This is a genomic window from Ruegeria sp. CDSA020, assembly GCF_059612345.1.
In genome coordinates this window covers 190,566-215,848 of the sequence record NZ_JBXWQK010000001.1, presented here as the reverse complement: position 1 = coordinate 215,848, position 25,283 = coordinate 190,566, and the positions used below count along the sequence as shown (strand labels likewise).

The window sequence follows — 25,283 nt, the reverse complement described above, 5'->3', positions numbered from 1 at the left end:
ACTGTCACAGTGGCGGGCATGAACAGTGGCATACAGTTTCAAGAGGTCCAAGATGACCCACAAAATCGCAATTCTGGGCGCTTCGGGTTATACCGGCGCTGAACTGGTTCGGTTGATCGCCGAGCATCCGAATATGGAAATCGCTGCACTTTCTGCCGAGCGGAAAGCCGGACAGTCGATGGCGCAGGTATTTCCACATTTGCGGCACTTGAAATTACCGGTTCTTTGCAAAATTTCAGAAATCGACTTTTCAGGGATCGACCTGTGCTTTTGCGCGCTGCCACATAAAACCAGCCAGGAAGTTATCCGCGATCTGCCGAAGGACCTGAAAATCATCGACCTGTCCGCCGATTTCCGGCTACGCGACCCTGAGGAATATGAAAAATGGTATGGCAACCCTCATGCGGCTTTGGAGCAGCAGGAGGAGGCCGTTTACGGCCTGACCGAGTTTTATCGCGATCAAATTTGCACGGCCCGTTTGGTTGCCGGAACAGGTTGCAACGCCGCTACCGGACAATATGTATTGCGTCCCTTGATTTCGGCCGGTGTCATTGATCTGGATGACATCATTCTGGACCTCAAATGCGCGGTGTCTGGTGCAGGGCGGTCGCTGAAAGAAAACCTGCTGCATGCCGAACTTAGCGAAGGGTATAACGCATATGCTGTTGGCGGTACGCATCGGCATTTGGGGGAATTCGATCAAGAATTTTCTGCCCTTGCAGGGCGCCCGGTCAATGTTCAGTTCACTCCGCATCTGGTTCCAGCAAACCGGGGTATCCTAGCCACTACATATGTCAAAGGTGACCCCACGAGCGTTTATGAAGCGCTCGTGAAAACCTATGAAAGCGAACCATTTATCCAGATTCTGCCATTTGGCGAAACACCCTCGACCCACCATGTGCGCGGCTCAAATTTCTGCCATATCGGCGTGGTCAGCGACCGGATCGAGAGGCGCGCCATTGTGATCGGAGCACTGGATAACCTGACAAAAGGTAGCAGTGGCCAAGCCTTGCAGAACGCTAACCTGATGTTAGGTGAAGCTGAAACTGCGGGTCTGATGATGGCCCCACTTTTCCCATGAGGAACAAATGAAAACGCTCAAGAAACGTCGTCGCGTTCAAATCATCCTTCTGTCAATCGTTGCTTTGGCAGTGTCTACGGCGTTGATCGGATACGCTATGCAGGACGGCATCAATTTCTTCCGCTCACCCAGTGAAGTAATGGCAGAGCCGCCAAAACCGACTGAAATATTCCGGATCGGTGGTCTGGTCGAAGAGGGTTCGATCGTGCGGGGGCAAGGGGAAACCGTGCGTTTTGTGGTGACGGACGGCGGCGAAAGCGTGCCGGTCACGTTTACTGGAGTTTTGCCTGATTTGTTCTCGGAAAACCAGGGTATGATTGGCACCGGAAGCTACGTAAACGGAGTCTTTGAAGCCTCAGAAATTCTTGCGAAACACGATGAGACCTATATGCCAAAAGAGGTTGTGGACGCGTTGAAAGAACAAGGTATTTACAAGGAGGCCGGCGAGAGCTGAGCCATAGGCTTTGAGATCGGAATTCGGGCGTTGCGTGGATCGACATGCAGCGCCCTTTCTATTTTAGCTGTATTAACAGAATTGTCCGAGCGTCTGTCTGTCCCAAGTTGGAGAACAGTACATGCAGACGGTTCGGCAGATCGCGGAACAGATAGTTACGCGTGAAGGTGGTTTTGTCGATGACCCCGACGATCCGGGTGGAGCGACAAAATTCGGCGTAACAATCCATACCATGCGCAGATTGCAACTGGACCTGACGCAGGACGGGAACGTTGATGTATCCGATGTAAGGCGGCTGAGCCGGTCGCAGGCCGTTGAAATCTTTATCCGCCACTATTTCTCAAAACCGCGATTACACCTACTGCCTAACATTCTGCAGCCATCTGTTTTCGACATGTACGTGAATTCAGGCGCTCAAGCTGTTAAAATTATGCAATATTTGCTGCGTGAAATGGGGTATCATGTCGTCGTAGATGGCGTTGTAGGCCCGCAGACGGCGCAGGCTTGTAGTGCTGCGTCTGAACCGGACCCTGTCGCGCTGCGGGATGCCTATGGCGTTGCCAGGAGAAACTATTACTTCCGGATAGCGGAACGGCGTCCAGCCTCTCGCAAATATGCTCGGTCCCGGTCTGGGGCAAAAGGTGGCTGGATACGACGCGCTGAGGAATTCCTGTCACCGACCTATCATCTTAGCGACGCAGAGTTTCAAAGGAGGGTTTCCGAATGGGGCTGATCTCGGGAATATTTGCGTTCTTGTTTGGCGAGGGTCGGAACGTCGTGCGTGAAACAACCGAAGTCTTTCGTGAAAATGCTGAGCAGGGCGCCAAACGCGACCTGACGCGACAACAGGGAGTACTTGAACAGTATAGGGCTGAGTTCGAGCGGGTTCAAAAAAGTGCATTTGACCGTTTTATGGATGGGCTCAACCGGCTGCCGCGCCCCGCCATGGCCTTGGGAACATTGGGGCTGTTTATCGCCGCTATGGTCGATCCGCTTTGGTTTGCCGCTCGGATGCAGGGGATTGCGTTGGTGCCGGAGCCCTTGTGGTGGTTGTTGGGCGTGGTCGTCTCGTTCTATTTCGGCGCAAGACACCAGACCAAAGTGCAGGATCTGCAGCGTGAAATTTCGGCAACGATGACACGTACTCCGAAAGTTATGGAAAACATCGAAACACTGGCAGAGATGCGGGAACGTTTGATTGGGGTCGCTGATACTGGGACAGATGCAGGCTTGGCCGATGAGGTCCTAAAACCCGATTTCAACCCTGCGCTCGAGGATTGGCGGCGGGGTCGGCCCGCCTGACCCGCGACACTATGTGCGTCCTGCAGAGGCGAAAGTGATTGGTGATTGTCCCTCAACAGGAATATATGCGGGACCATGATTACAGAACTTGGTCACTTCGCGCTGATACTCGCCTTTCTCGTCGCCATCGTTCAGACGGTCATTCCGCTGATAGGGGCGGCGAATCGGTGGACTGGCTGGATGTCCTTTGCAGAAACCGCCGCTATTGCACAGTTTCTGTTAGTCGCCTTCTCTTTCGCGGCGTTGGTCTGGGCCTTTACCACCTCTGATTTCTCATTGCGGATAGTGGTTGAAAACAGCCATTCCGCCAAACCGATGCTGTATAAAATCAGCGGCACGTGGGGCAACCACGAAGGGTCAATGTTGCTGTGGGTCCTGATCGTCGCAGTTTTCGGGGCCATGGCCGCTTTTTTTGGCGCAGGGTTACCTCCGACGCTCAAAGCGCGCGTGCTGGCGGTTCAGGCGGCCGTAGGGGTGGCGTTTTACGCTTTTATCCTGCTCACCTCGAACCCATTTGACCGTCTGATTATCGCCCCGTTTGATGGGCGGGATCTCAACCCATTATTGCAAGATCCAGGTTTGGCATTCCACCCGCCGTTTCTGTATCTGGGCTATGTCGGCCTGAGCATGGCATTCAGCTTTGCAGTGGCCGCGCTGATCGAAGGGCGCGTGGATGCATCTTGGGGGAGGTGGGTGCGTCCTTGGACGCTGGCTGCATGGATTTTTCTGACCATTGGGATCGCGCTTGGATCCTGGTGGGCCTATTACGAGCTGGGATGGGGCGGGTTCTGGTTCTGGGATCCGGTCGAAAACGCTTCTTTCATGCCGTGGCTATTGGCGGCAGCACTGTTGCATTCTGCTATCGTGGTCGAAAAGCGTGAAGCGCTGAAGAGCTGGACAATCCTTCTGGCGATCATCGCCTTTGGCTTTTCGCTGATCGGGACGTTCATTGTGCGATCGGGGCTTTTGACTTCGGTACATGCCTTTGCCAATGATCCTGAACGCGGCGTGTTTATCCTGATCATCCTTGTGGTCTTCATTGGCGGTGCGTTGACACTTTATGCGGCACGCGCGCAGGCGATGGAGGCCAAGGGCGTGTTTGGTATGGTCAGCCGCGAAAGCGCCCTGGTGCTGAACAACATTCTATTGGCGGTCAGCTGTTTCGTTGTGTTCTTCGGAACCTTGTGGCCGATGGTGGCCGAGATGGCATTTGATCGCAAACTCTCGGTCGGCGCGCCGTTCTTTAATGCGGCGTTCACACCGTTCATGGTTGCGCTGGGGATAGTATTACCGCTTGGTGCAATGCTCCCGTGGAAACGTGGAAAGCTTGGCAAGGCGGCGCATTCGTTGCGGTTCGCATTCCTTCTGGCGGTAGCGCTTGGCTTGCTCGTTTGGGTCATGCAGACCGGTCGCAGCGCATTGGGACCCGTGGGGCTGTTTCTGGGGGCCTGGATCACATTTGGCGCTATTGTGGACCTTTGGAGCCGTACTGGAAGAAAAAACAACCTGCAGCGTCTGTTCAGACTGCCCGGTGCCGATTGGGGCAAGGCTGCAGCCCATACCGGACTGGGGGTTACGATCTTTGCCATCGCCGGGCTGACCGCATGGGAGGTCGAGGATATCCGCGTTGCGCAGACGGGGCAGCCTTTCGAGGTTGGCCAGTTCACCCTGACACTTGAACAGGTTCGGAATGTCGAGGGGCCCAACTATTTCTCAACTACAGCCGATGTAAAGGTCGAACAGGCCGGTCGAACAATCGCAACACTGCATCCGGAAAAACGCGACTACCCAGTTTCAAGGATGCCAACGACTGAAGCTGCGATTGACTATCGGTTTCTCAGGGATCTTTACGTCGTCATTGGAGATCAGCAGGCAAATGGTGGCTGGGTCGTGCGGACTTATATCAAGCCTTTAGCGAATTGGATTTGGGGCGGGTGCCTACTGATGGCGCTCGGAGGCGTTCTTAGCCTGTGCGACAGGCGTTTTCGCGTTGCGGCAGGCGCGCGCAAGACGCCGACGCAGGGGGTTCCGGCGGAATGAAACGGTTTCTACTGATACTGCTTTTATTGGCAACGCCAAGCATGGCTGTCCAACCTGACGAGGTGCTTGATGATCCGATCCTGGAACAGAGGGCGCGGGATCTGAGTGCCGGCTTGCGCTGTCTGGTTTGCCGCAACGAAAGCATAGACGAAAGCAATGCAGGATTGGCCCGTGACTTGCGCCTGTTATTGCGCGAACGCCTTGTGGCCGGCGATACAGATGGACAGGCGATTGACTTTATCGTTGATCGCTACGGCGAATATGTTTTGCTAAGGCCAACAACGTCAGGATCGAACATCCTATTGTGGCTGGCCGGTCCGATCATGCTTTTGATCGCTGTGGCGACTGGTTTCAGCTTTTTACGCAAAAGATCGGCGGAACAGGACCGAAGGGAAGGTGACGGCCTCCTTAGCGACGCCGAGAAAGAACGATTACGCGAAATCCTCAAAGATTGACCTTCGGTTCACCTTTTCCTTCATTGGAAATTGAGGCAGGGTCGCAGGCGCAGCGAACCTTGGAGGGGTGGATGGAATACGAAGCGATCCTGTTGGACATTGCGGATGATCTGGCAGTGGTAACTCTGAACCGCCCAGAGAAGTTGAACGCAATGACCGCTCAGTTGCGGGCCGAAGTCACGCACGCGATGAAATACGCTGCCACCCATGCCCGCGCGATTGTTTTGACCGGTAAGGGAAACGCTTTTTGCTCGGGTCAGGATTTAGGTGATGCCTCAAGCACCGGGAAGATTGATCTTGAGCGCACGCTGCGCGACGAATACGAGCCCATGCTTGAAGCAATCTATAATTGCCCGGTTCCAACAATCGCCGCAGTAAATGGCGCTGCTGCGGGGGCAGGGGCCAATCTAGCGCTATGCGCGGATATCGTGATCGCGACGGAGAGTGCTTATTTCCTGCAGGCTTTTGCCCGTATCGGCCTGTTGCCCGACGCTGGAGGCACCTGGTTTATGCCGCGCCAGATGGGGTTCGCCAAAGCCATGGGCGCTGCTCTTTTTGCCGATAAGATCAGTGCTCGTCAGGCCGACGACTGGGGCCTGATCTGGGAAGCCGTTCCCGACGCGGAGTTCGAAGCGCATTGGCGCAAGCGGGCCATGTATCTGGCCAAAGGTCCAACCTCAGGGTTTGGCGCCATCAAAAAGGCTATTCGCGGCACCTATGAAAACACTCTGCCGCAACAGCTCGAGGCAGAGGCGCATCTGCAAGGTGAATGTGGCCGCAGCCGAGACTTTTCCGAAGGCGTCGTTGCCTTCATGCAAAAACGCCCCCCGAAATTCGAAGGGCGTTGAGGTTGTCAGGCGCGGCGGCGTTTACGCACGCGGCGTTCCGGAAGGGCGGACTCGCCAGTCCCGTCAGTTGCGGATGAGAACGGGCCCAACGCGTCCGTGATCTGATCAAGGGTTGGGCGTATACCGGAGGGGGAAGCGTCAAGCGCAGCTCTCATGTGCCGCAGATGCTCGGGCATTGTGCCGCAACACCCGCCGATAATGCTTGCGCCAGCCTCTCGTGCCATGGTCGCATAATGGCCCATCAGTTCCGGCGTGCCGTCATAATGAATATGTCCATCCACATATTTCGGAATACCGGCATTGCCTTTTGATATCAGCGGCCGTTCCGTACCTTGTGCGACAAATCCAAGGACAGTGCGCAGAATATCAGACGCGCCAGTCCCGCAATTTGCGCCAAAGGCAACCGGCGGGTTAGGGAGCGTTTCAACCAACTGAGCAAAGTCGGCGGATGTGACACCCATCATTGTGCGGCCAGCCGTGTCAAAGCTCATCGTGCCACACCAAGGCATATCGACCAGCGCAAAGGCTTCTGCCGCGGCCCTGAACTCTTCTGGGGCGCTGATGGTTTCGACCCAAAGAACATCGACACCGCCGTCCTTCAATGCCTGCGCCTGTTCGTGGAACATTTCCACGGCATCGGCATGGGACAGGGCGCCAACAGGCTGCATGATCTCGCCGGTTGGTCCGACCGATCCCGCGACGATAACCGGACGGTTGGCTTTGTCAGCAACCTCACGGCCAAGTTCTGCGCCTGCGCGGTTCAGTTCAGCGACCCGGTTCTGAGCCTCGTGCAGTTTGAGACGCGCAGATGTCCCGCCGAATGTGTTGGTCAGGAAAAGGTCGCTGCCTGCGTCTACTGAGCCCTGATAGAGCGCGCGGATTTTATCCGGTGCATCGACGTTCCAAAGCTCGGGCGCGTCGCCCGACTGCAGGCCCATGTTGAATAGGTTTGTACCTGTTGCTCCATCCGCCAAAAGAGTCGTGTTGGAGTCCAGAAGTTTGCTGAGCGCATTTGTCATAAGAATATTCCGAAACTGGCGAGCCGCGCTAAAAATGCGAGACGCCCCGTGTCTCATGACCGGGGCGTCAAATCAAATTCATAAATCTCATGAAGATCATGAATATTGCGGGGAGACCTTAGTTGGTTTCGTTGAGAACCTGTGCTTTGGCCTCAACCAGAAACTCGGCCATCTTTGCACGGATATCGTCATCCGAAGACAGATCCCCGAGATCGCCGGAAACTTTGCGCACGACATCTTCGTGCCCGGTTTCTTCCAGGTCTGAAATCACAACGGATTTTGCGTATTCATCGGCTTCATTACCGGTTTTGCCCAGTTTTTCGGCCGCCCAAAGGCCAAGCAGTTTGTTGCAACGCGCCTGTGCTTTGAACTGCATTTCTTCATCATGGGCGAATTTTGCTTCGAATGCATTTTCGCGCTCGTCAAACGTAGTCATCAGTTGGACCCCTTGGGTTGGTAGTTCTTTCCTTAATGATATGACGATACGACGATCCGGGTGCAAGGTATTTGCGCTGCGTCAAAGCCTCTCGGTCCTCGGAACTTGCGGGAAGGTGGGGGTTGGACTAAGAGAGCGCCAAGGCGAAGGAACTTTTTCCCTCGCGACAGTCTGGAAAGGTCGCTCATGGCGCGTCGCAAGAAAATTTACGAAGGTAAGGCCAAGATTTTGTATGAAGGCCCTGAACCGGGTACAATCGTGCAGTATTTCAAGGATGACGCCACCGCCTTCAACGCTGAAAAGAAGGACGTGATCGACGGGAAAGGTGTGCTGAACAACCGCCTGAGCGAATACTTCATGAACGGGTTGAATCAAATCGGTGTACCGACCCATTTCATCCGTCGCCTGAACATGCGCGAACAGTTGGTCCGCAACTGCGAAATCGTACCGCTTGAAGTTATTGTACGCAATTTCGCGGCTGGCACGATGTCCAAACGCCTTGGCATTGCCGAGGGGACACAGCTGCCGCGCCCGATAGTAGAATACTGCTACAAGGACGACGCGTTGGGTGATCCTCTTGTCACCGAAGAACATATCGCCGCCTTTGGCTGGGCCAGCCAGCAGGACATGGAAGACATTCTTAGCCTCGCATTGCGGGTGAATGATTTCATGAGCGGTGTGATGCTGGCGGTTGGCATTCGTCTGGTCGATTTCAAAATTGAAATCGGTCGCGTCTATGAAGGTGACTTCCAGCGCCTGATCATAGCGGATGAAATCAGCCCAGACAGCTGCCGTCTTTGGGATATCGAAACCGGCCAAAAGCTGGACAAGGACGTGTTCCGCCGCGACCTGGGCAGCCTGACCGACGCCTACTCGGAAGTTGCGCGTCGCCTAGGTGTTCTGCCGAAAAGCAATGTGACCAAACCGACCCTGATCAACTGATCGAAAGCCGAAGAACAATGCAAAAACGCCGCCAATACCGGGCGGCGTTTTTTAATTGAGATCGGGTATTTGACAGGGCCGCAGCTTGTCCGGCATTGTCTGTTGAACAAGCGTAATCGGGTGAACAAAAATGGCCGAGCTATTTGATCAGGCAGTATTTTTAAAGTTCCTCGCTGCGCTGCTGGCGATTTTCAACCCGCTATACGGCATCCCGATTTTCCTCAGCATGACCGAGGGGTACAGCCCGCCAGAACGTAAACGCGTTGCAATGGTTGTGACAGCCACGGTGGTGATTGTATCACTGATTTCGGTACTGATCGGCGAAGAAATTCTGGCGCTTTTCGGTATCGACATTCCGTCTTTTCGCATCGCTGGTGGGTTGATCATTCTTGGGGTCGGCATGTCGATGCTGAACGCGTCTGACCGGTCAGAAAGCGATCAGAAAGCCGTTAAGGATGGCGCGCAGAAGAAGAACATTGCGGTTGTTCCCCTGGCTATCCCGTTGACGATTGGGCCCGGCACTATCGCGACAACCATTGTGTTCGCGCATAGTTTGCCCGACGGCGCCGAGGTAGTAACTTTGGGGGCGGCCGTTTTGATTGCCTGCGCTATTGTCGGGCTGGGATTGTTATTCGCTGACCCTATTTCTAGGTTCTTTGGGCCGACAATGATCAATGTGATCACCCGTGTTATGGCCATCATTTTGGTTGCCGTAGCGGTTGAAATGGTTTTGACAGGGACCTTCAACGCAATAGATACGCATTATCCCGCTCTAAAGGGTTCCGGGTAGGTGCTGACAAGGGTTGTCGAACGCCGACAGTCGCGCTATCCCCGCGCACAACGGAACGGGCCTCAATTACCGGCCCTCAGCTGGAGTTGCAGTAAATGAAAGCACGTGTGCATGTGATGCTGAAAACCGGGGTACTTGACCCGCAGGGTGAAGCGGTGCGCCACGCATTGGGTGCCATGGGTTTTGATCAGGTCGAAGGCGTCCGTCAGGGCAAGGTGATTGATCTTGAACTCGCCGAGGGTGCGACGGAATCGGACGTCACCGAGATGTGCGAAAAACTGTTGGCTAACACGGTCATCGAACGCTACGAGATCGAACTGGTCTGAACCGCTTGCAGGAGGGCTAGCCATGCGCGCAGCTGTCATCGTTTTCCCCGGTTCCAACTGTGATCGGGATCTTGCCGTTGCCTTTGAACAGGCCGGATTCCAGGTAGACATGGTCTGGCATAAAGATGCCGCTCTGCCCAAGGGCTTGGACATTGTCGGTGTCCCCGGCGGGTTTTCTTATGGAGACTACCTGCGCTGCGGAGCGATTGCCGCACAATCCCCGATCTGCAAGGCCGTGGTCGACCACACCGAGCGTGGCGGATACGCCGTTGGTATCTGTAACGGTTTTCAGATCCTGACAGAAACGGGCATTCTGCCCGGCGCTCTGCTGCGCAATGCGAACCTGAAATATATCTGTCGTACCGTAGGCCTGAAGGTCGCAACCAGCGACAGTGCCTTTACCCAAGGCTATAACGCTGGCGATGTGATCGGCATTCCGATCGCGCATCATGATGGAAACTATTTCGCGGATGAGGCTACATTGTCCGCGCTCAGGGATCACGACCGGATCGCATTCACCTATACCGAGAATCCGAACGGCTCGGTTGGCGACATTGCGGGCATTCTGTCTGAAAACCGCCGTGTTCTTGGTATGATGCCGCATCCCGAACGAGCGGCAGACGAAGGGCATGGTGGCACCGATGGAACGGCATTGTTTCGCGCATTGTCGGGCATTGTCGCACCTGCGTGACTTGAGCTTGCATCTTAGCCCGCGTAACTTTCGGGGATGAGTTCCGACACACGCTCTACCTGGTCTGCACTGTTCAAACCGCTCCGCGCTGCGCCTCTTGGCTGGCCTTTGCGCGCGGCTGTTCTGGTGCTTTTGCTGGCAACGGTTGCGACGATATGGATAACCAACAGTCTGCTGACGGATCGGTTTACTGAATCCACGCGAAACCGGGCCGAGCTGCGCCTTGCTCTGTATTCCGGGAACCTGCTGAGCGAGCTGCGCAGAAATGCGATTGTACCGCAGCTATTGGCACGCGACCCGACGCTGATCTCGGCGCTGCAATCCAGTGATTTTACCCTGTCTACGCAGCGGCTTATTTCCTTCGTCGAGGAAATCGGCGCCGCGTCATTGATGCTGTTGGATCGGGATGGCCGGTCTGTGGCCGCAACCGATCGCAATCGTTTGGGCGAGACGCACCGGAACGCGCCGTATTTTGTAGATTCCATTCGGTCAAACTCGACCATCTTCACCGTGATTGAAAAGGAATCCGGTGGTTACAGCTTTATCTATTCGCGCCGGATGGAGGCCTCGTCGGACATCCTTGGGGTCATAGTCGTCGAGGTTGATCTGCAAAAATTTGAGCGCGCCTGGGCAGGTATCTCCGATGCTGTTCTGGTCGCTGACAGTACGGGCACCATTATTCTGTCAACCGAACCGCAATGGCGCGGAGTAGAGGAGGGGGCTGCCATGCTGCGGCAGCCGCCGCAAAGTGCCATCCAGCGCGCTATCAGGGCCACGACCGATTGGACGGCTCTGCCCCCCGACGCCTATTTACAGGGCGAGGCGGTGATCCGCATGGAGACACGCATTCCATTCCGCGGCTGGACCATGACCTCGTTCACGACCTACGCCTCGATCCGTGAGAAGGTAAACAGCGTTCTTGCATTGGAAATCATGGGTTTTGCGATTCTGTTGGCGCTTGCCTTCTATGCGCTCAGCCGTAGGGCCACGTTCAGAATGGCCTTGTTCCAGCGCGAGTCGGCAGAGCTTCGCGCATTGAACGCAAGGCTACAGCGGGAAATCGCTGAGAGGGAACGGGTTGAAAAGACGCTGGAAGTAGCCGAGCAGACGCTGGCCCAAAGCTCGAAACTCGCGGCCCTGGGCGAGATGTCTGCGGCCGTCAGCCACGAGCTGAATCAACCTTTGGCTGCAATGAAGACCTATCTTGCCGGCGCGCGATTGCTGCTGCGGCGGAACCGCCCCGAAGAGGCGCTGGCCAGCTTTGGCCGCATCGACGGCCTGATTGAACGGATGGGCGCAATAACACGCCAGCTCAAGTCCTACGCCCGCAAGGGTGCGGATGCGTTTTCACCAGTTAACCTTGGCGAAGCGCTGGCTTCGTCGCTGTCAATGATGGAGCCGCAACTGCGTCAGAGGCACGTCAAGATTACGCAGATACTGCCGGAAGAAACCGTACTAGTCATGGGCGACCGCATGCGGATCGAACAGGTTATGGTGAACCTCTTGCGTAATGCCTTGGACGCCACCAAGTCTGTATCGGAACCGGATGTTGAAATCATACTGGCCGCGGGTGACCAGGCGGTGCTGACTGTACGCGATAATGGCTATGGGATTGAAGACATCGAAAACCTGTTTGAACCGTTCTACACGACCAAACAACCCGGCGATGGAGTCGGTCTGGGGCTTGCCATCTCATCCGGTATCGTGAACGACCATGGGGGACGGCTGACCGCGCGCAACAGCCAGCACGGTGGCGCGGTGTTTGAGATGCAACTGCCGATACTTGGAAGCGATGGCCTTGAGGCCGCTGAATAACGAGGAATGAATATGGCACAGGCCATGAAAATCGCCATTGTTGATGACGAACAGGACATGCGCCAGTCGATCAGCCAATGGCTGGCACTGTCGGGATATGACACTGAAACCTTTTCCAGTGCCGAGGATGCACTGAAAGTTCTGGGTCCGGATTATCCGGGTATCGTCATATCGGACATCAAGATGCCTGGTATGGACGGGATCCAGCTGTTGAAAAAGCTGATGGGCGCGGACAGCACCTTGCCGGTCATCATGATTACCGGCCACGGTGACGTGCCAATGGCGGTTGAGGCCATGCGCGTGGGTGCGTTTGATTTCCTCGAAAAGCCGTTTAACCCGGATCGGATGTCCGAACTGGCCAAACGTGCCAGCAATGCCCGCCGGTTGACGCTGGACAATCGGGCCCTGCGCCGCGAGCTGTCCGGTGGCACTCAGATCATGAACAAACTCATCGGTGCCAGCCCCGTGATGGAGCGCTTGCGCGAGGATATTCTGGATCTGGGGCAGGCTGACGGTCATGTTCTGATCGACGGAGAAACCGGCACCGGGAAAACCCTGGTTGCACATGCGTTGCACGCTGTTGGCAGTCGCGCAGGCAAAAAATTTGTTCTAGTTTCCTGTGCTGCCCTCGAAGAAGAGGCCTTGGGAAAGCGTCTGTTCGGCCCGATGATGCCAGAAGACAGCCAGTTGCCCGCGATTGAGGAAGCCCGGGGTGGAACTCTTGTTCTGGAGGATGTCGAGGCGCTCAGCGATACGCTTCAGGCGAAACTGCTGAGTGTCATGAACGATCAGGGCACGCCTGCTGAAACCCGCATCGTCGCCATTTCCAACCTGCAGGAAGCTGGGAAAACCAGCGAGGACGTTCTGCGCCCTGATCTGTTCTATAGGCTTGCAGCGTTGCGGATCACAATGCCGCCGCTGCGTCAGCGCGGCGAAGACATTCTGACCCTGTTCACACGGCTGAGCGAGCAATTCGCCGAAGAATACGGCTGCGATGCACCTCAGGTCAGTGCGCAAGAGGCGGCTCAGCTTTTGCAAGCGCCGTGGCCCGGAAACGTACGGCAGCTGATAAACATCGCGGAACGTGCCGTGCTGCAATCCCGTCGCGGATCGGGGACGATCGCGTCCCTGTTGATGTCTGATCACGAAGAAATGCAGCCCGTGATGACAACCGAAGGCAAGCCGCTCAAGGAATATGTCGAGGCATTCGAGCGGATGCTGATCGACAATACCATGCGGCGGCATAAGGGGTCGATTGCCTCGGTTATGGATGAACTATGCCTGCCGCGTCGGACATTGAATGAGAAGATGGCCAAATATGGCCTGCAACGTTCCGATTACCTGTGACCGGCTTGAGGCGATGCCTTTGTCGCCCTTTGGGTGATACCAAGTAATGTTTTTAGCTGGATAACGAGATCCCGACCGGTGGTCGGGGTCTTCAATGCAGTTTGCCCATTGTCTTTTCCACAGGACTGCTTTTATTGTAACCAGACGGGCCGGGCGGATTTGACGCCGAAAAGTCCCGATCTTTGAGATTCGCTGCTACGCCACTGGTGGAGACCAGGTCCCACACTGGCCAAGCAGACCGATTGTGCCCCTTACCGGGGTGATTGAACGCCTGAGCCCGCAGAAAAGCGGGCGAAAGGAATAAATGGGCAGGCAGCGGTCGTTCGCGCCTGTCGGAGAAGAACCGCGATGACGCGCGCGCAACGACTGAGTGTACGGGCAGGGGGCCACAGTGCCAGACCCTGCAGCGCGCCGTCTGAAATCGCCCTGACAAGACACCACCCCAAAAGCACCTGTCCTCCTGGACGGGTTAGGACAACGCGTTTGGCGCGGTGCACCAAGGAAACATGGCTAAGAAAATGCTTATCGATGCCACCCACGCGGAAGAAACCCGCGTCGTGGTGGTTGACGGAAACAAGGTCGAGGAATTTGATTTTGAATCCGAAAACAAACGTCAGCTTGCTGGCAACATATATCTAGCAAAAGTTACACGGGTCGAACCCTCGCTGCAGGCAGCTTTTGTTGACTATGGCGGAAATCGCCACGGATTCCTGGCTTTCTCCGAAATTCATCCCGACTATTATCAGATTCCCGTCGCTGATCGCGAAGCTCTGATGGAAGAAGAGCGCGCCTATGCCGAGGCAATGCGTGCGCGTGATGAGGCTGAGGAAACCAAGCCCAAAAGACGCCGTTCGCGCTCGCGCGCCAAGGCCGCCGATATCAAATCGGATGATGCAGTGGAATCGGTCGAGGTCTCGTCCGAACCCACAGGCATGGAAACGATTGACCTGGATGAGAGCGATGAGGCCAATGATCCTTCTGTAGAAGAAGGAACATCTCCGGCCGATCATGTGGCAGAAACTCCGGTAGAAGAGCCGACGGAGGAACCGGAGGCGGAAGAAGCAACCGCAGAAACTGAAGACGCGCCTGCGGATGAAATCGTCCAATCGGATGCCAGCGCTGATCAAGTCGGCACGGACGAAGAGGCCGGGGCGCAGGAAAGCTCCGCGACTGAGACGGACGCGGATGACGCGACAAGCGCTGAAGCCAACGCCGAGGACGCCTCTGACGAGGTTGGCGACGACGAAGAAGAAAACACCCGTACGGACGCCACCGCAAAAGACGAGACTATTGAGTCGGTTGCCGACGAAGATGACAGCGAAGACATCCGTCCACCGCGCAAACCGCGCGCGCGCCGGTACAAGATTCAAGAAGTCGTCAAAGTACGCCAGGTTCTGCTTGTGCAGGTCGTCAAGGAAGAGCGTGGCAACAAAGGTGCAGCTCTGACCACTTATTTGTCACTTGCTGGCCGATATTGTGTTTTGATGCCGAACACCGCGCGGGGCGGCGGCATCAGCCGTAAGATTACCAACGCGCCTGATCGCAAAAAGCTTAAGGAAATTGCGGCTGAGATTGACGTTCCGACAGGGGCCGGTCTTATCATTCGGACCGCCGGGGCGAAACGCACCAAATCCGAAATCAAGCGCGATTACGAATATCTGCAACGTATGTGGGAACAGATCCGCGAGCTGACGTTGAAATCCATCGCGCCTGCGAAGATCTATGAAGAAGGCGACCTGATCAAACGGTCGATCCGCGATCTCTATAATCGCGACATCGACGAGGTTCTGGTCGAAGGCGAGGGCGGATATCGCATCGCCAAGGACTTCATGAAAATGATCATGCCGTCGCACGCCAAGAATGTGCAGCGGTACGAAGACGCGCTGCCATTGTTCGCGCGCTATCAGGTGGAAAGCTATCTGGCGGGGATGTTCAACCCGACAGTACAGCTGAGATCGGGTGGCTATATCGTGATCGGCGTAACCGAAGCGCTTGTCGCGGTCGATGTGAACTCGGGTCGGGCAACCAAAGAAGGTTCGATCGAGGAAACGGCACTGAAGACCAACCTTGAGGCCGCCGAAGAGGTGGCTCGCCAGTTGCGCCTGCGTGATCTGGCCGGTCTGATCGTCATCGACTTTATCGATATGGACGAGCGGAAGAACAACGCCGCTGTCGAAAAACGCCTGAAAGAAAAACTGAAAACAGACCGTGCGCGCATCCAGGTTGGTCGCATATCTGGTTTTGGTCTGATGGAAATGAGCCGACAGCGCCTGCGTCCCGGTATGTTGGAGGCAACGACACAGCCTTGTCCGGCCTGCCATGGCACCGGCCTGATCCGTTCGGATGACAACATGGCGCTGAGCATTCTGCGCCAGATCGAGGAAGAAGGCACGCGCCGTCGCTCACGCGAGGTGCTGGTGCGCTGCCCGGTCAGCATCGCCAACTTCCTGATGAACCAAAAGCGCGAGCATATCGCACAGATTGAGGCGCGCTATGGTCTGTCGGTTCGCATCGAAGGGGATGTGCATCTGGTAAGCCCTGATTTCTCGATGGAGAAGTTCAAGACCGCCAGCCGGATTGTTCCAGAAGCCAGTGCGCCGGTTGTATCGGTTGATGCCACGCTGATGGAAATGGTCGACGCCTCTGAAGAAGAGACCGTCGAAGAAGAAACGCCGCAGGCTGAAGATGAAACCAAACCCAAGCGCAAGCGCCGTCGGCGTCGTCGCAAGAAGGGCAATGGTGGTGCCGAGGGGCAGGATTCTAACGGGCAAGAGGCTGATGAAGATACAGCTGAAGCGTCCGAGGAAGCTGTGGAAGAACCTGCAACAGATGCCGTAGTAGCGGTGGAAGAGACGCAGGAAGAAGCGCCTGCCAAGCCTAAACGCCGCCGGGCTCCGCGTCGCAAGAAGAAGGACGCCGAAGATGCCGAGACGATAACCGAACAGGTCGTCAAAGCTGAACCAGAGGCCAAGGTCGAAGCTGAAACGGAAGCTCCGGCAGAAATCGAAACTGTCGAAGCCGAAGCAGCACCGAAACAGGAAACGGTTTCGGAAACTGCCGTGCCGACAGAAGAAACGCCGGAAGCGGCAGAGCCTGTTCAAGAGGTTGTTGCGGTTGAAGCCACTGAGGAACCAACAGTAGAAGTCACAGAGCCTGTGCTGGAAGTGGTTGCGGATGAACCGGAAACGCCATCGGAGCCTGCCAAGCCAAAACGGCGCGGTTGGTGGTCGTTGGGCCAGTAACTTGAAAAGGCGGGCCTCAGAGCCCGCCTTTTTATTTGATAGGTCTCAAACGGACTTCTGGATGGTGTAGACCTGATGCCCGTCAGAATCTTCCTGTGACAGCAAGCGATGTCCACTTTCCGTGCAGAAATGTGGAACATCAATGACTGCAGCGGGATCATCCGCCAGCACTTTCAAGACCGCTCCCGCGGGCATTGACTTGAGCCGTTTACGGGCCTTCAGGACGGGCAGAGGGCACAGCAGCCCCAACGCGTCCAGTGTCTCGGTTTGGTTTGACATGTACCTGAGATATTTCCACTTTCAGACGGTGTCCAGCGTGCAACCACGAGGATGTGACCGAATGGCCCCGTGACGCGGGCGACTTCATGACATATGTGCTGAAACATGTTCGGAATTGATATCATTGACGCAGGGCTGTTGCCCGCCATGTTCATCGCATTGCTCGGTGGGTTGATCAGCTTTTTATCGCCCTGCGTGCTGCCGATTGTGCCGCCCTATCTCGCCTATATGAGTGGCGTCACGATCAACGAGATGCAGGATGAGGCCCGTGCACGCAGAAAGGCGACACTTTCGGCGCTGTTCTTTGTTATGGGGCTGTCCACGGTGTTTCTGTTGCTTGGCTTCACAGCCTCTGCGTTTGGGGCGTTCGTGCTGCAGAACCAGGTGCTGTTCGCCAAGATTTCGGGCGCGGTTGTCATAGTCTTTGGCCTGCATTTCCTGAACGTTTTCCGCATCCCATTCCTTGACCGTGAGGCCCGGATCGAAGCCGGCGACAACGGCGGGTCTGTCTTTGGGGCCTATATTCTGGGTCTGGCGTTCGCCTTTGGCTGGACGCCCTGTATCGGCCCGCAACTGGGTGCGATCCTCTCGCTGGCTGCCTCCGAGGCATCCGTCGCACGTGGGACATTGTTGCTGGGCGTCTATGCAGCGGGTCTTGGCATACCTTTCCTGCTCGCTGCAATGTTCCTGAACCGATCCATGTCGGTGATGAACCGAATAAAGCCCCATATGGCACTGATCGAGAGGATCATGGGTGGCCTGTTGCTGTTTGTTGGTATCATGCTGATCACCGGCCTGTTCACTGAGTTCAGTTGGTGGCTGTTGGAAGCCTTCCCCGCGCTGGCAAACTTTGGGTAACCCTCTTATCTGACTTACTTTGGCTGTAATGCTGCGCTAACCTGCGTCGCAGAAGGTAAGACCATGAGCAGTCAGACAAATCAGCCTCGGGTGAAACGGCGTAGGGTATTCTATATTCCCGGATATGACCCGATCCCCCCACGGCGCTATCGCGAGCTTTACCGCAGTGAAAGCGCAAGACAGGCGGCTATTTCAGGGTATGAAATCTCGGTCTCGCCCAAAACCGGAGAGGGCTTGTATGGATGGCACGTCCATTCGGTTCAGAACGGGGCTGAAGTTCACACAGATGTCGAGGTGCTGGTCTGGTCCGACATCGTACGCTCCAGCATGTCGAACTCGATTGCGGCCACCTATCTGCAGATGCTGCGTACGGCATGGATCTATATCTCGACCGGCGTGTTATGGCGCCTGATGCGATTGCGCAAAGGTCCGGTGATTGCCGCGCTTTATCCGATCGTGATGCTGATCGCACAGCTTTTGGTCGCAATGGCTGTGGTCATCGGGCTGACAGTTCTGCTTGCGCCGGTCCTGTCTTTGGTGGCGTTGGTTCTGTCTATTGGTGTTGCCTATGTGCTGATGCTGTGGTTCCGGAAAATCGACAACAGGCTGTTCGTCTATTACCTGATGCACGATTATGCCTATTCAGCGGCTTCAGGCGGTAAAACACCTCCTGAATTGGCCGGACGCCTAGCGGAGTTCACAAATGCGATTGCCGCAGCTCTTACCGATGAGACGGATGAGGTTCTGATCGTCGGCCACAGTTCCGGCGCACATCTGGGTGTCACGGTTCTGGCCGATCTGATTCGATCCGGACGGGTGGGCACAGACGGGCCTGAGCTGTCCTTTCTGACATTGGGGCAGGTGGTTCCCATGGTCTCGTTCCTGCCCAACGCATATGATCTGCGCGCGGACCTGAGGTTTCTTTCGAAACGCGAAGACTTGGCTTGGGTCGACATTTCTGCACCCGGGGACGGCTGCGCATTCGCTCTGTGTGATCCTGTCGCTGTAAGCGGGGTCGCGGATGCCGATCAGCGCTGGCCTTTGGTGCTATCTGCTGCGTTTACGCAAACGCTGTCAGCAGAACGGTGGCGCGCCCTGAGGTGGCGGTTTTTCAGACTGCATTTCCAATATCTCTGCGCCTTTGATCACCCGGACAGGTACGATTATTTCCGCGTGACTGCCGGGTCTCTGTCGCTTGGGCATCGGTTCGCAGGGCGTAAACCCTCGGGATCACGGATTGTGCGATCTGTATCCAAGTATGTTTCGGTGCAAGCATGACCCCGCCAAAGCCCACATCGCGGCCAGACAGGGTTTCGCTGTGGCGCTATTTCAGGTTGTTTCGCAAGGACATCCTCTCGGCACAGCCGCAGCGATTGTACCGCGCATGGATGGCCGAGTTTAAGACGCCGTTCTTTCGATCATATCTGACGAACCAACCAGAACTTGTTGAAACCGTTCTGAAAAAACGCCCCGATGATTTTCCGAAATCAGACCGTATTGGCGAGGGTCTGCGGCCGTTGCTGGGGAATTCGGTCTTTCTGACCAATGGTGAAAACTGGAAACGCCAGCGTCGGGTTATCGACCCGGCGTTTGAGGGCGGGCGCCTGAAAGATACCTATCCGGCCATGGTCCAGGCGGCAGAGGCCTGCGTCGCGCGTTTGCGCGGGCAGGCCGGTTCTGTCATCGAGTGCGAAGAGGTCACCAGTCACGTCGCCGCGGATGTGATCTTTCGAACGCTTTTTTCTGTACCGATTGAAGACCGCGTTGCGTCTCAGGTTTTTGAGAAATTCCGGACCTATCAAAGAGAGCAACCGCTATTGAATTTGGCGGCGTTTCTGCCTCTGCCCAAATGGATGCCGCGGCTACATTCCAGAAAAACTCGCAAGACCGCGCGTGAAATCAGGACGCTGATCACCGAAATGACCGTTCAACGCGCGAGGATGATTGAGGCCGGGCAGGCGCCGCATGATCTGGCGACAAAGATCATGACAACGGCTGATCCCAAGACCGGCAAGTGTTTTGACACGCAGGAGATGGTTGATCAGGTGGCGATCTTCTTTCTGGCAGGCCACGAGACCAGCGCTTCTGCGTTGGCTTGGGCATTGTACCTTTTGGCGACCCACCCGGATTGGCAGGACAGGCTGGCGGCCGAGGCGCAAGGTTTGGACCTGTCCGATTTTACCTCCGTATCGCTGTTGAAGCTCAGCCGCGATGTGTTTCGGGAAACGCTGCGCCTGTACCCTCCGGTCCCGATGATGGTGCGAGAGGCCACATGCCGCCAAAACTTCAGGGGCCGGGCTATTAAACCGGGCTCGCAGATAGTCATCAGCCCATGGCACCTGCATCGGCACGAACGTCTGTGGGCAGACCCCGACGGGTTCGACCCGTCCCGCTGGGCTAAGGGCAATGAGGAAAGTTGTCCCAGAGAGGCTTTCATCCCATTCTCGGCCGGGTCGCGCATTTGCATCGGTGCCGGATTTGCAATGGTCGAAGGTCCGGTATTGCTGTCGTCACTACTGCGGAAGTTCAGGTTCGAAATCTCGGACACGCCAGAGCCGGTTCCGGTGGCTCATCTGACCGTCAGATCCAAAGATGGAATTTGGTTGCGCCTGGTTGAGCGCTAACAAACTACCATCGGCATGCTCCATGCTGTATGCGGTTGAAAAACGCGGAATCATTTCGAACGGGAAAGTCATATGTCCAAAACACAACAGCGCGAGCAGATGTCCAACGGTGCCGGTTTTATTGCTGCACTGGACCAAAGTGGCGGCTCGACCCCCAAGGCGCTGGCGCTTTATGGGGTAGACGCGTCAGAATACGACTCGGACGCAGAGATGTTCGGCGAAATCCAGAAGATGCGCGCGCGTATCATTCTGGCGGATGGCTTCACAAACGACAAAGTCATCGGCGCGATCCTGTTCGAACGCACGCTCAGTGAAGAGATTGATGGCCGTAAAGTCGCAGATTTTCTTTGGAACGTAAAAGGCATTGTTCCGTTTCTGAAGATCGACAAGGGCCTCGAGGATGAGGCCGATGGCGTTCAGGTCATGAAACCGATCCCCGGTTTGGCCGATACTTTGGCTAAAGCCGAAGGCGTTTTCGGCACTAAGGAACGTTCCGTGATCCATGAGGCCAACGCCAAAGGCATCGCAAACGTTGTCGCGCAGCAGTTCGATGTGGCGCGTGAAGTCGTTGCCGCCGGGTTGGTTCCGATTGTCGAGCCCGAGGTGAACATCAACTCGACCACCAAAGCCGAAGCCGAAGCAATTCTAAAATCGGAAATCTTGCAGAACCTAGATCAGTTGGATGATGGTCAGGATGTCATGCTTAAGCTTACCATCCCCAGCCAGGCTAATCTGTATGACGATCTGGCTGACCACCCCAGAGTTTTGCGGGTCGTAGCCCTGTCCGGCGGATATTCGACCGAACAAGCCTGTGATCTGCTGGCGCAGAATAGCAAGATGATTGCGTCTTTCTCTCGTGCGCTGACCGAAGGACTGTCGAAAAAGCAGTCAGATGCCGAATTCAATACGGCCCTCGGCAGCAATATCGATAAGATTTCTCGCGCCTCTGCCTAAGCTGCGCTATTCCGGTTTAGTGAAATCGCGGCGCATCTGTGCCGCTTTTTCCCGCATAGAGCACTCGGTCGCATGATCGTTTACAAGACCCATGGCCTGCATGAATGCAAAAACCGTGGTCGGGCCCACAAACTTCCATCCCCGCTTTTTAAGGTCTTTGGACATGGCAATAGATTCAGCCGAAGTTGAGGCTGTTTGTGGCGCTGGCGGTGAACTGGCCTCATAGCGCCAGACATAAGCTGCAATCGACCCCTCAGCTGCCACCAGCTCCTGGGCACGCCGGGCGTTGTTGATGACTGCTTCGATCTTTCCGCGGTGCCTGACAATGCCTGCATCCAGCAAAAGACGGGTGACATCTGCCTCATCAAATTTCGCTATTGCGTTGTAATCAAAATGTTTAAATGCTTTTCGAAAGTTCTCGCGTTTGGAAAGAATGGTGCGCCAGCTGAGGCCGGACTGAAAGCTTTCAAGGCACAGCTTCTCAAACAAACGCTGATCGTCGCTGACCGGATAGCCCCATTCAATGTCGTGATAGTCGAAAAACTCTGGCGCAGACTGACACCATGCACAACGCGGTTGACCGTCTGGGCCGGTAATTGTCTTGCTCATCGCGATGTACCCCTTTTGTTCTGGTATGAGCATAGGCGTTTTTCAGAGGTCAAATCAAGAACGGAAAGTCAGCCGCGATACCAGTTCAGAATATAAACGCGTATTGCCGAAGCCAATCCGACCTCAGGGTCGCGGTTAAAATCAATTTCCGCAGCTAAGGCGTTGATTGCCATATCTTTATCAGCCGCAATGGCACGAAAGGCTTTCCAAAACTCGTCCTCAAGAGATACCGAGGTTCGATGACCTTTAAGCGTCAATGAGCGTTTGATGGGACGTCCACTCATTTGTCGATCTCGTGCCCATCCAAGTCGCGCCGCGACTTTTCCAGATGTTTTTTACTTGCGTCTTTCTCGGCTTTGTTGCGCCCAAATGACACAGCGTTCTGGTCGGCGCGGGCCTTTTTCTCGGCCCGCGCCTTGTCTTTTCTGTACCGGTTCAGATTGACCGGCTTTGCCATCAGTCCTTGGGTCCAATCATTTGTTCGGGGCGCACAACCGCGTCAAAGGTTTCGGCGTCGACAAAGCCAAGCGCGATGGCCTCTTCCTTAAGGGTGGTGCCGTTTTTATGCGCGGTCTTGGCAACAGTCGTTGCGTTGTCGTACCCAATGGTTGGCGCCAGCGCGGTGACCAGCATCAGCGATTCCTTCATCAGCTTTTCGATGCGTGGTTCGTTGGCCTGAATGCCTAGCAACATCCGCTGGGTAAAGCTGTCTGTGGCATCACCAAGCAACTGGATCGACTGCAAAAGATTGTAGGACATCATAGGGTTATAGACGTTCAGTTCGAAATGCCCCTGGCTGCCGGCGAATTTTATGGCGGCATCGTTGCCCATGACGTGTGCTGCGACCTGTGTCAGGGCTTCGGCTTGTGTTGGGTTTACCTTGCCTGGCATGATGGACGATCCGGGCTCATTCTCTGGCAGGATCAATTCGCCCAGACCGGAACGCGGTCCAGATCCCAACAGCCTGATATCATTTGCAATTTTATAGCAGCTACCAGCGATGGTGGCCAATGCGCCTGACAGGAAAACCATCGCATCATGGGCGGCCAGCGCCTCGAATTTGTTCGGAGCGGTCACAAAGGGCAGGCCGGTGATATCCGCCATGTTCGCAGCGACCGCCTCGCTCCAACCGGTTTGGGTGTTCAGGCCAGTGCCAACAGCGGTTCCGCCTTGGGCAAGCTCGTAAATTCCCGGCATCGCGGCGTTGACCCGTGCGATACCCTGACGAATTTGATGGGCGTAGCCGCCAAATTCCTGACCCAGTGTCAGCGGCGTGGCATCCTGCGTATGGGTCCGGCCGATCTTGATGATGTCTTTGAATTCTTCGGCCTTCTGCTCCAGCCCCGAGGCCAGCTTTTCCAGACCCGGCAGCAGAACGTCCCGAACGCTCATACCCGTGGCGATATGCATGGCCGTCGGGAACGTGTCGTTGGAGGACTGGCCCATGTTGCAATGATCGTTTGGATGAACCGGGTCTTTTGTGCCGATTGTACCACCCAGGATTTCGATAGCCCGGTTCGCAATAACCTCGTTCGAGTTCATGTTCGACTGGGTGCCGGATCCTGTTTGCCAGACGACCAGCGGAAAGTTGTCATCGAACTTACCTTCAAAAACCTCACCCGCGGCCTGAATCACCGCATCCGCAATCCGCGCGTCCAGTTTCCCGGTCGACTTGTTCTGCATGGCGCAGGCTTTTTTGATCACACCCAATGCCCGCACGATGGCCACAGGCTGTTTTTCCCATCCGATCGGGAAGTTCATAATCGAACGCTGGGTCTGTGCACCCCAATATTTGTCTGCGGGAACCTCCAGCGGGCCAAAGCTGTCGGATTCGGTGCGGGTTTGAGACATCGGTCACTCCGTCATGTATACCATTGCATGCCAATTACAGTCAGCAGCGTCGCGGTGCAATCGGCCAGTTGCGCGCACCATAAACTTATGCCTGACAAAGGTATAGGCGCAGAGCTGCGTCATTTTTCTCGTCGCAATCGCCATCACCGCCATTGTACGCGCCGGTGGGTGAGCTACTATAGAGTCAGAGCACGCCGGAGGCCGCAATGCGTCTGAATCACCCGACCACTTGCCTGAAATTCATTATCTATTCCTTTGCCACCGTTTTGTGGGCCTCCTTGGTGGTAAATCCGCTTCATGCGGCAGATATTGAGCCCTTTGTTGGCAGCTACGTTGGGTCTGCCAATGTTGTCGATGCAAACGGGACCGAAACACCTCGTGATATGAGTGTGTCAATCCAGGAATTGAAGAACGGGTTCAATGTTAGTTGGAAGACGACAACTTACAAACTGAATGGCCGCGTCAAGGAACAGGCATTCTCGATTGATTTTCAGACCTCGGACAGATCGGACATCTTTTCCGCGGCCATGAAGCGCAATGTATTCGGCCATGAAGTTCCGCTTGACCCGATGCAGGGGGAACCGTTCGTCTGGGGCCGGATTGAGGGTCAAACTCTGACCGTGTTTTCGTTGTTCATTGCAGAAAATGGCGGCTATGAGCTGCAGCAATATGACAGAACGCTGGCAGAAGGCGGTCTGAACCTGTCATTTTCCCGTTTCCGCAACGGTACCAAATCACGTTCCGTAGAGACGTTCCTGACGAAAGAGTAAGCCCCGCAAACCGCGAGGCTTTCCAGCGCATATACTATTTTCTGAAGCTGTCCAGCGACACGACATCAGCGTCATGCTGTTGCGGTTCTTCTTCGACCTCGATTATCTCATCGTCCATCGGATCAAAGTCATCCTCTTCATCCGGGCTTTCAAAACGCAGGCCAAATTCCACAGAGGGGTCGACAAATGTTTTGATCGAGGCATAGGGGATGTACAAAGGTTCCGGCGCGTCGCCAAAGTTGAGCGTGATGGCAAATCCGCTTTCGCCGACCTCAAGATTTTCGAACCAATGCTGCATCACGACAGTCATCTCTTCCGGATAACGATCATGCAGCCAGTCGGCAATTTCCACGCCGTCACACCTGGTATCAAACGTAATGAAAAAGTGGTGCGCACCCGGCAGGCCATTTTCTGAAACGCTGGTCAGAACCGTCTTGATCAACCCGCGCATGGCGGTGTGCATCAGGTTCCCATAGTCGATGTCTTGCGACATGTGTCATCCTCAAAAGTGGCTTCCCTCAGCATAAGGGATTCCTTTGGAAACGAAAGG

Annotated in this window: 27 protein-coding genes; 19 read left to right on the top strand and 8 right to left on the bottom strand. The window is 55.5% G+C overall.

Annotated elements, in window-relative coordinates; translation table 11 throughout:
• Positions 1–52: 52 nt before the first annotated feature.
• The 7 genes from argC (at position 53) to AC2FJW_RS01100 (ending at position 6,180) form a co-directional block, all read left to right on the top strand.
• The gene (argC, locus tag AC2FJW_RS01130) at positions 53–1,081 is read left to right on the top strand and encodes an N-acetyl-gamma-glutamyl-phosphate reductase (RefSeq protein WP_496695358.1); all 1,029 of its coding nucleotides are present in this window, start codon (positions 53–55) and stop codon (positions 1,079–1,081) included.
• Between the two features lie 7 nt (positions 1,082–1,088).
• Positions 1,089–1,535: a cytochrome c maturation protein CcmE gene (ccmE, locus tag AC2FJW_RS01125; RefSeq protein ID WP_281972148.1), complete on the top strand. Its 447-nt coding sequence runs from the start codon at positions 1,089–1,091 to the stop codon at positions 1,533–1,535.
• 121 nt (positions 1,536–1,656) lie between these two features.
• A complete protein-coding gene (locus AC2FJW_RS01120) occupies positions 1,657–2,268 on the top strand; it encodes a holin-associated N-acetylmuramidase (protein ID WP_496748988.1) in 612 nt (203 codons plus the stop codon).
• The gene (locus tag AC2FJW_RS01115; RefSeq protein WP_496748987.1) at positions 2,259–2,837 is read left to right on the top strand and encodes a holin family protein; all 579 of its coding nucleotides are present in this window, start codon (positions 2,259–2,261) and stop codon (positions 2,835–2,837) included. Before AC2FJW_RS01120 ends, AC2FJW_RS01115 begins: the two co-directional genes overlap by 10 nt.
• A gap of 75 nt (positions 2,838–2,912) precedes the next feature.
• Entirely contained in the window at positions 2,913–4,877 is a 1,965-nt protein-coding gene (locus tag AC2FJW_RS01110; protein WP_496748986.1) for a heme lyase CcmF/NrfE family subunit, read from the top strand.
• On the top strand, positions 4,874–5,332 hold the full coding sequence (locus AC2FJW_RS01105) for a cytochrome c-type biogenesis protein (RefSeq protein WP_496691288.1): 459 nt from the start codon (positions 4,874–4,876) through the stop codon (positions 5,330–5,332). The genes AC2FJW_RS01110 and AC2FJW_RS01105 overlap by 4 nt, the downstream gene beginning before the upstream one ends.
• Before the next feature lie 71 nt (positions 5,333–5,403).
• Positions 5,404–6,180: an enoyl-CoA hydratase-related protein gene (locus AC2FJW_RS01100; protein ID WP_496695361.1), complete on the top strand. Its 777-nt coding sequence runs from the start codon at positions 5,404–5,406 to the stop codon at positions 6,178–6,180.
• A 5-nt stretch (positions 6,181–6,185) separates the two neighbouring features.
• Here the strand turns inward: AC2FJW_RS01100 and bmt are convergent, their stop codons facing one another.
• Positions 6,186–7,199, bottom strand: a complete 1,014-nt coding sequence (gene bmt / locus AC2FJW_RS01095) for a betaine--homocysteine S-methyltransferase (RefSeq protein WP_496748985.1) — start codon at positions 7,197–7,199, stop codon at positions 6,186–6,188.
• A gap of 118 nt (positions 7,200–7,317) precedes the next feature.
• On the bottom strand, positions 7,318–7,635 hold the full coding sequence (locus AC2FJW_RS01090) for a DUF1476 domain-containing protein (protein ID WP_142633973.1): 318 nt from the start codon (positions 7,633–7,635) through the stop codon (positions 7,318–7,320).
• Between the two features lie 186 nt (positions 7,636–7,821).
• Between AC2FJW_RS01090 and purC the strand changes: the two genes are divergently transcribed.
• The 7 genes from purC to AC2FJW_RS01055 all read left to right on the top strand — a co-directional run bounded on the left by purC (position 7,822) and on the right by AC2FJW_RS01055 (position 16,788).
• Positions 7,822–8,577: a phosphoribosylaminoimidazolesuccinocarboxamide synthase gene (gene purC, locus AC2FJW_RS01085; RefSeq protein ID WP_496708419.1), complete on the top strand. Its 756-nt coding sequence runs from the start codon at positions 7,822–7,824 to the stop codon at positions 8,575–8,577.
• A gap of 130 nt (positions 8,578–8,707) precedes the next feature.
• Positions 8,708–9,367 carry a MarC family protein gene (locus tag AC2FJW_RS01080; RefSeq protein ID WP_271946972.1) on the top strand — a complete coding sequence of 220 codons (660 nt, stop codon included), beginning with the start codon at positions 8,708–8,710 and terminating at the stop codon, positions 9,365–9,367.
• 95 nt (positions 9,368–9,462) lie between these two features.
• Complete coding sequence (gene purS, locus AC2FJW_RS01075) at positions 9,463–9,693, top strand: phosphoribosylformylglycinamidine synthase subunit PurS (protein WP_142633967.1); 231 nt, start codon at positions 9,463–9,465, stop codon at positions 9,691–9,693.
• A 22-nt stretch (positions 9,694–9,715) separates the two neighbouring features.
• Positions 9,716–10,384 (top strand): phosphoribosylformylglycinamidine synthase subunit PurQ, encoded by a 669-nt coding sequence (purQ, locus tag AC2FJW_RS01070; RefSeq protein ID WP_496748984.1) that lies wholly within the window; start codon positions 9,716–9,718, stop codon positions 10,382–10,384.
• Between the two features lie 36 nt (positions 10,385–10,420).
• Complete coding sequence (locus tag AC2FJW_RS01065; protein WP_496691283.1) at positions 10,421–12,199, top strand: sensor histidine kinase; 1,779 nt, start codon at positions 10,421–10,423, stop codon at positions 12,197–12,199.
• Between the two features lie 12 nt (positions 12,200–12,211).
• Positions 12,212–13,546, top strand: a complete 1,335-nt coding sequence (locus AC2FJW_RS01060; protein ID WP_142633961.1) for a sigma-54-dependent transcriptional regulator — start codon at positions 12,212–12,214, stop codon at positions 13,544–13,546.
• Positions 13,547–14,052: 506 nt separating this feature from the next.
• Complete coding sequence (locus tag AC2FJW_RS01055) at positions 14,053–16,788, top strand: Rne/Rng family ribonuclease (RefSeq protein ID WP_496748983.1); 2,736 nt, start codon at positions 14,053–14,055, stop codon at positions 16,786–16,788.
• Positions 16,789–16,833: 45 nt separating this feature from the next.
• Here the strand turns inward: AC2FJW_RS01055 and AC2FJW_RS01050 are convergent, their stop codons facing one another.
• Complete coding sequence (locus AC2FJW_RS01050) at positions 16,834–17,067, bottom strand: sulfurtransferase TusA family protein (protein ID WP_496691281.1); 234 nt, start codon at positions 17,065–17,067, stop codon at positions 16,834–16,836.
• Positions 17,068–17,172: 105 nt separating this feature from the next.
• Here AC2FJW_RS01050 and AC2FJW_RS01045 point away from each other — a divergent pair, with 105 nt between their 5' ends.
• The 4 genes from AC2FJW_RS01045 (at position 17,173) to AC2FJW_RS01030 (ending at position 21,503) form a co-directional block, all read left to right on the top strand.
• Entirely contained in the window at positions 17,173–17,925 is a 753-nt protein-coding gene (locus AC2FJW_RS01045; protein ID WP_496691280.1) for a cytochrome c biogenesis CcdA family protein, read from the top strand.
• 63 nt (positions 17,926–17,988) lie between these two features.
• Entirely contained in the window at positions 17,989–19,203 is a 1,215-nt protein-coding gene (locus AC2FJW_RS01040; RefSeq protein ID WP_496748982.1) for a hypothetical protein, read from the top strand.
• Entirely contained in the window at positions 19,200–20,549 is a 1,350-nt protein-coding gene (locus tag AC2FJW_RS01035) for a cytochrome P450 (RefSeq protein WP_496748981.1), read from the top strand. Before AC2FJW_RS01040 ends, AC2FJW_RS01035 begins: the two co-directional genes overlap by 4 nt.
• Before the next feature lie 72 nt (positions 20,550–20,621).
• Positions 20,622–21,503, top strand: coding sequence for a fructose bisphosphate aldolase (locus AC2FJW_RS01030; protein ID WP_271946996.1), 882 nt, complete (start codon positions 20,622–20,624; stop codon positions 21,501–21,503).
• A gap of 6 nt (positions 21,504–21,509) precedes the next feature.
• On the opposite strand, the gene AC2FJW_RS01025 is transcribed toward AC2FJW_RS01030, so the two are convergent.
• The 4 genes from AC2FJW_RS01025 to fumC form a co-directional block, all read right to left on the bottom strand.
• Positions 21,510–22,112 carry a DNA-3-methyladenine glycosylase I gene (locus AC2FJW_RS01025; protein ID WP_496748980.1) on the bottom strand — a complete coding sequence of 201 codons (603 nt, stop codon included), beginning with the start codon at positions 22,110–22,112 and terminating at the stop codon, positions 21,510–21,512.
• Between the two features lie 68 nt (positions 22,113–22,180).
• Positions 22,181–22,396, bottom strand: coding sequence for a ribbon-helix-helix domain-containing protein (locus tag AC2FJW_RS01020; RefSeq protein ID WP_271947000.1), 216 nt, complete (start codon positions 22,394–22,396; stop codon positions 22,181–22,183).
• Positions 22,393–22,569 carry a DUF4169 family protein gene (locus AC2FJW_RS01015; RefSeq protein ID WP_142633944.1) on the bottom strand — a complete coding sequence of 59 codons (177 nt, stop codon included), beginning with the start codon at positions 22,567–22,569 and terminating at the stop codon, positions 22,393–22,395. Before AC2FJW_RS01015 ends, AC2FJW_RS01020 begins: the two co-directional genes overlap by 4 nt.
• On the bottom strand, positions 22,569–23,963 hold the full coding sequence (gene fumC, locus AC2FJW_RS01010; RefSeq protein ID WP_496695378.1) for a class II fumarate hydratase: 1,395 nt from the start codon (positions 23,961–23,963) through the stop codon (positions 22,569–22,571). Before fumC ends, AC2FJW_RS01015 begins: the two co-directional genes overlap by 1 nt.
• A gap of 206 nt (positions 23,964–24,169) precedes the next feature.
• Here fumC and AC2FJW_RS01005 point away from each other — a divergent pair, with 206 nt between their 5' ends.
• On the top strand, positions 24,170–24,733 hold the full coding sequence (locus tag AC2FJW_RS01005) for a hypothetical protein (protein WP_271947005.1): 564 nt from the start codon (positions 24,170–24,172) through the stop codon (positions 24,731–24,733).
• A 34-nt stretch (positions 24,734–24,767) separates the two neighbouring features.
• On the opposite strand, the gene AC2FJW_RS01000 is transcribed toward AC2FJW_RS01005, so the two are convergent.
• Positions 24,768–25,226 carry an SspB family protein gene (locus AC2FJW_RS01000; protein WP_281972137.1) on the bottom strand — a complete coding sequence of 153 codons (459 nt, stop codon included), beginning with the start codon at positions 25,224–25,226 and terminating at the stop codon, positions 24,768–24,770.
• Positions 25,227–25,283 lie beyond the last annotated feature (57 nt).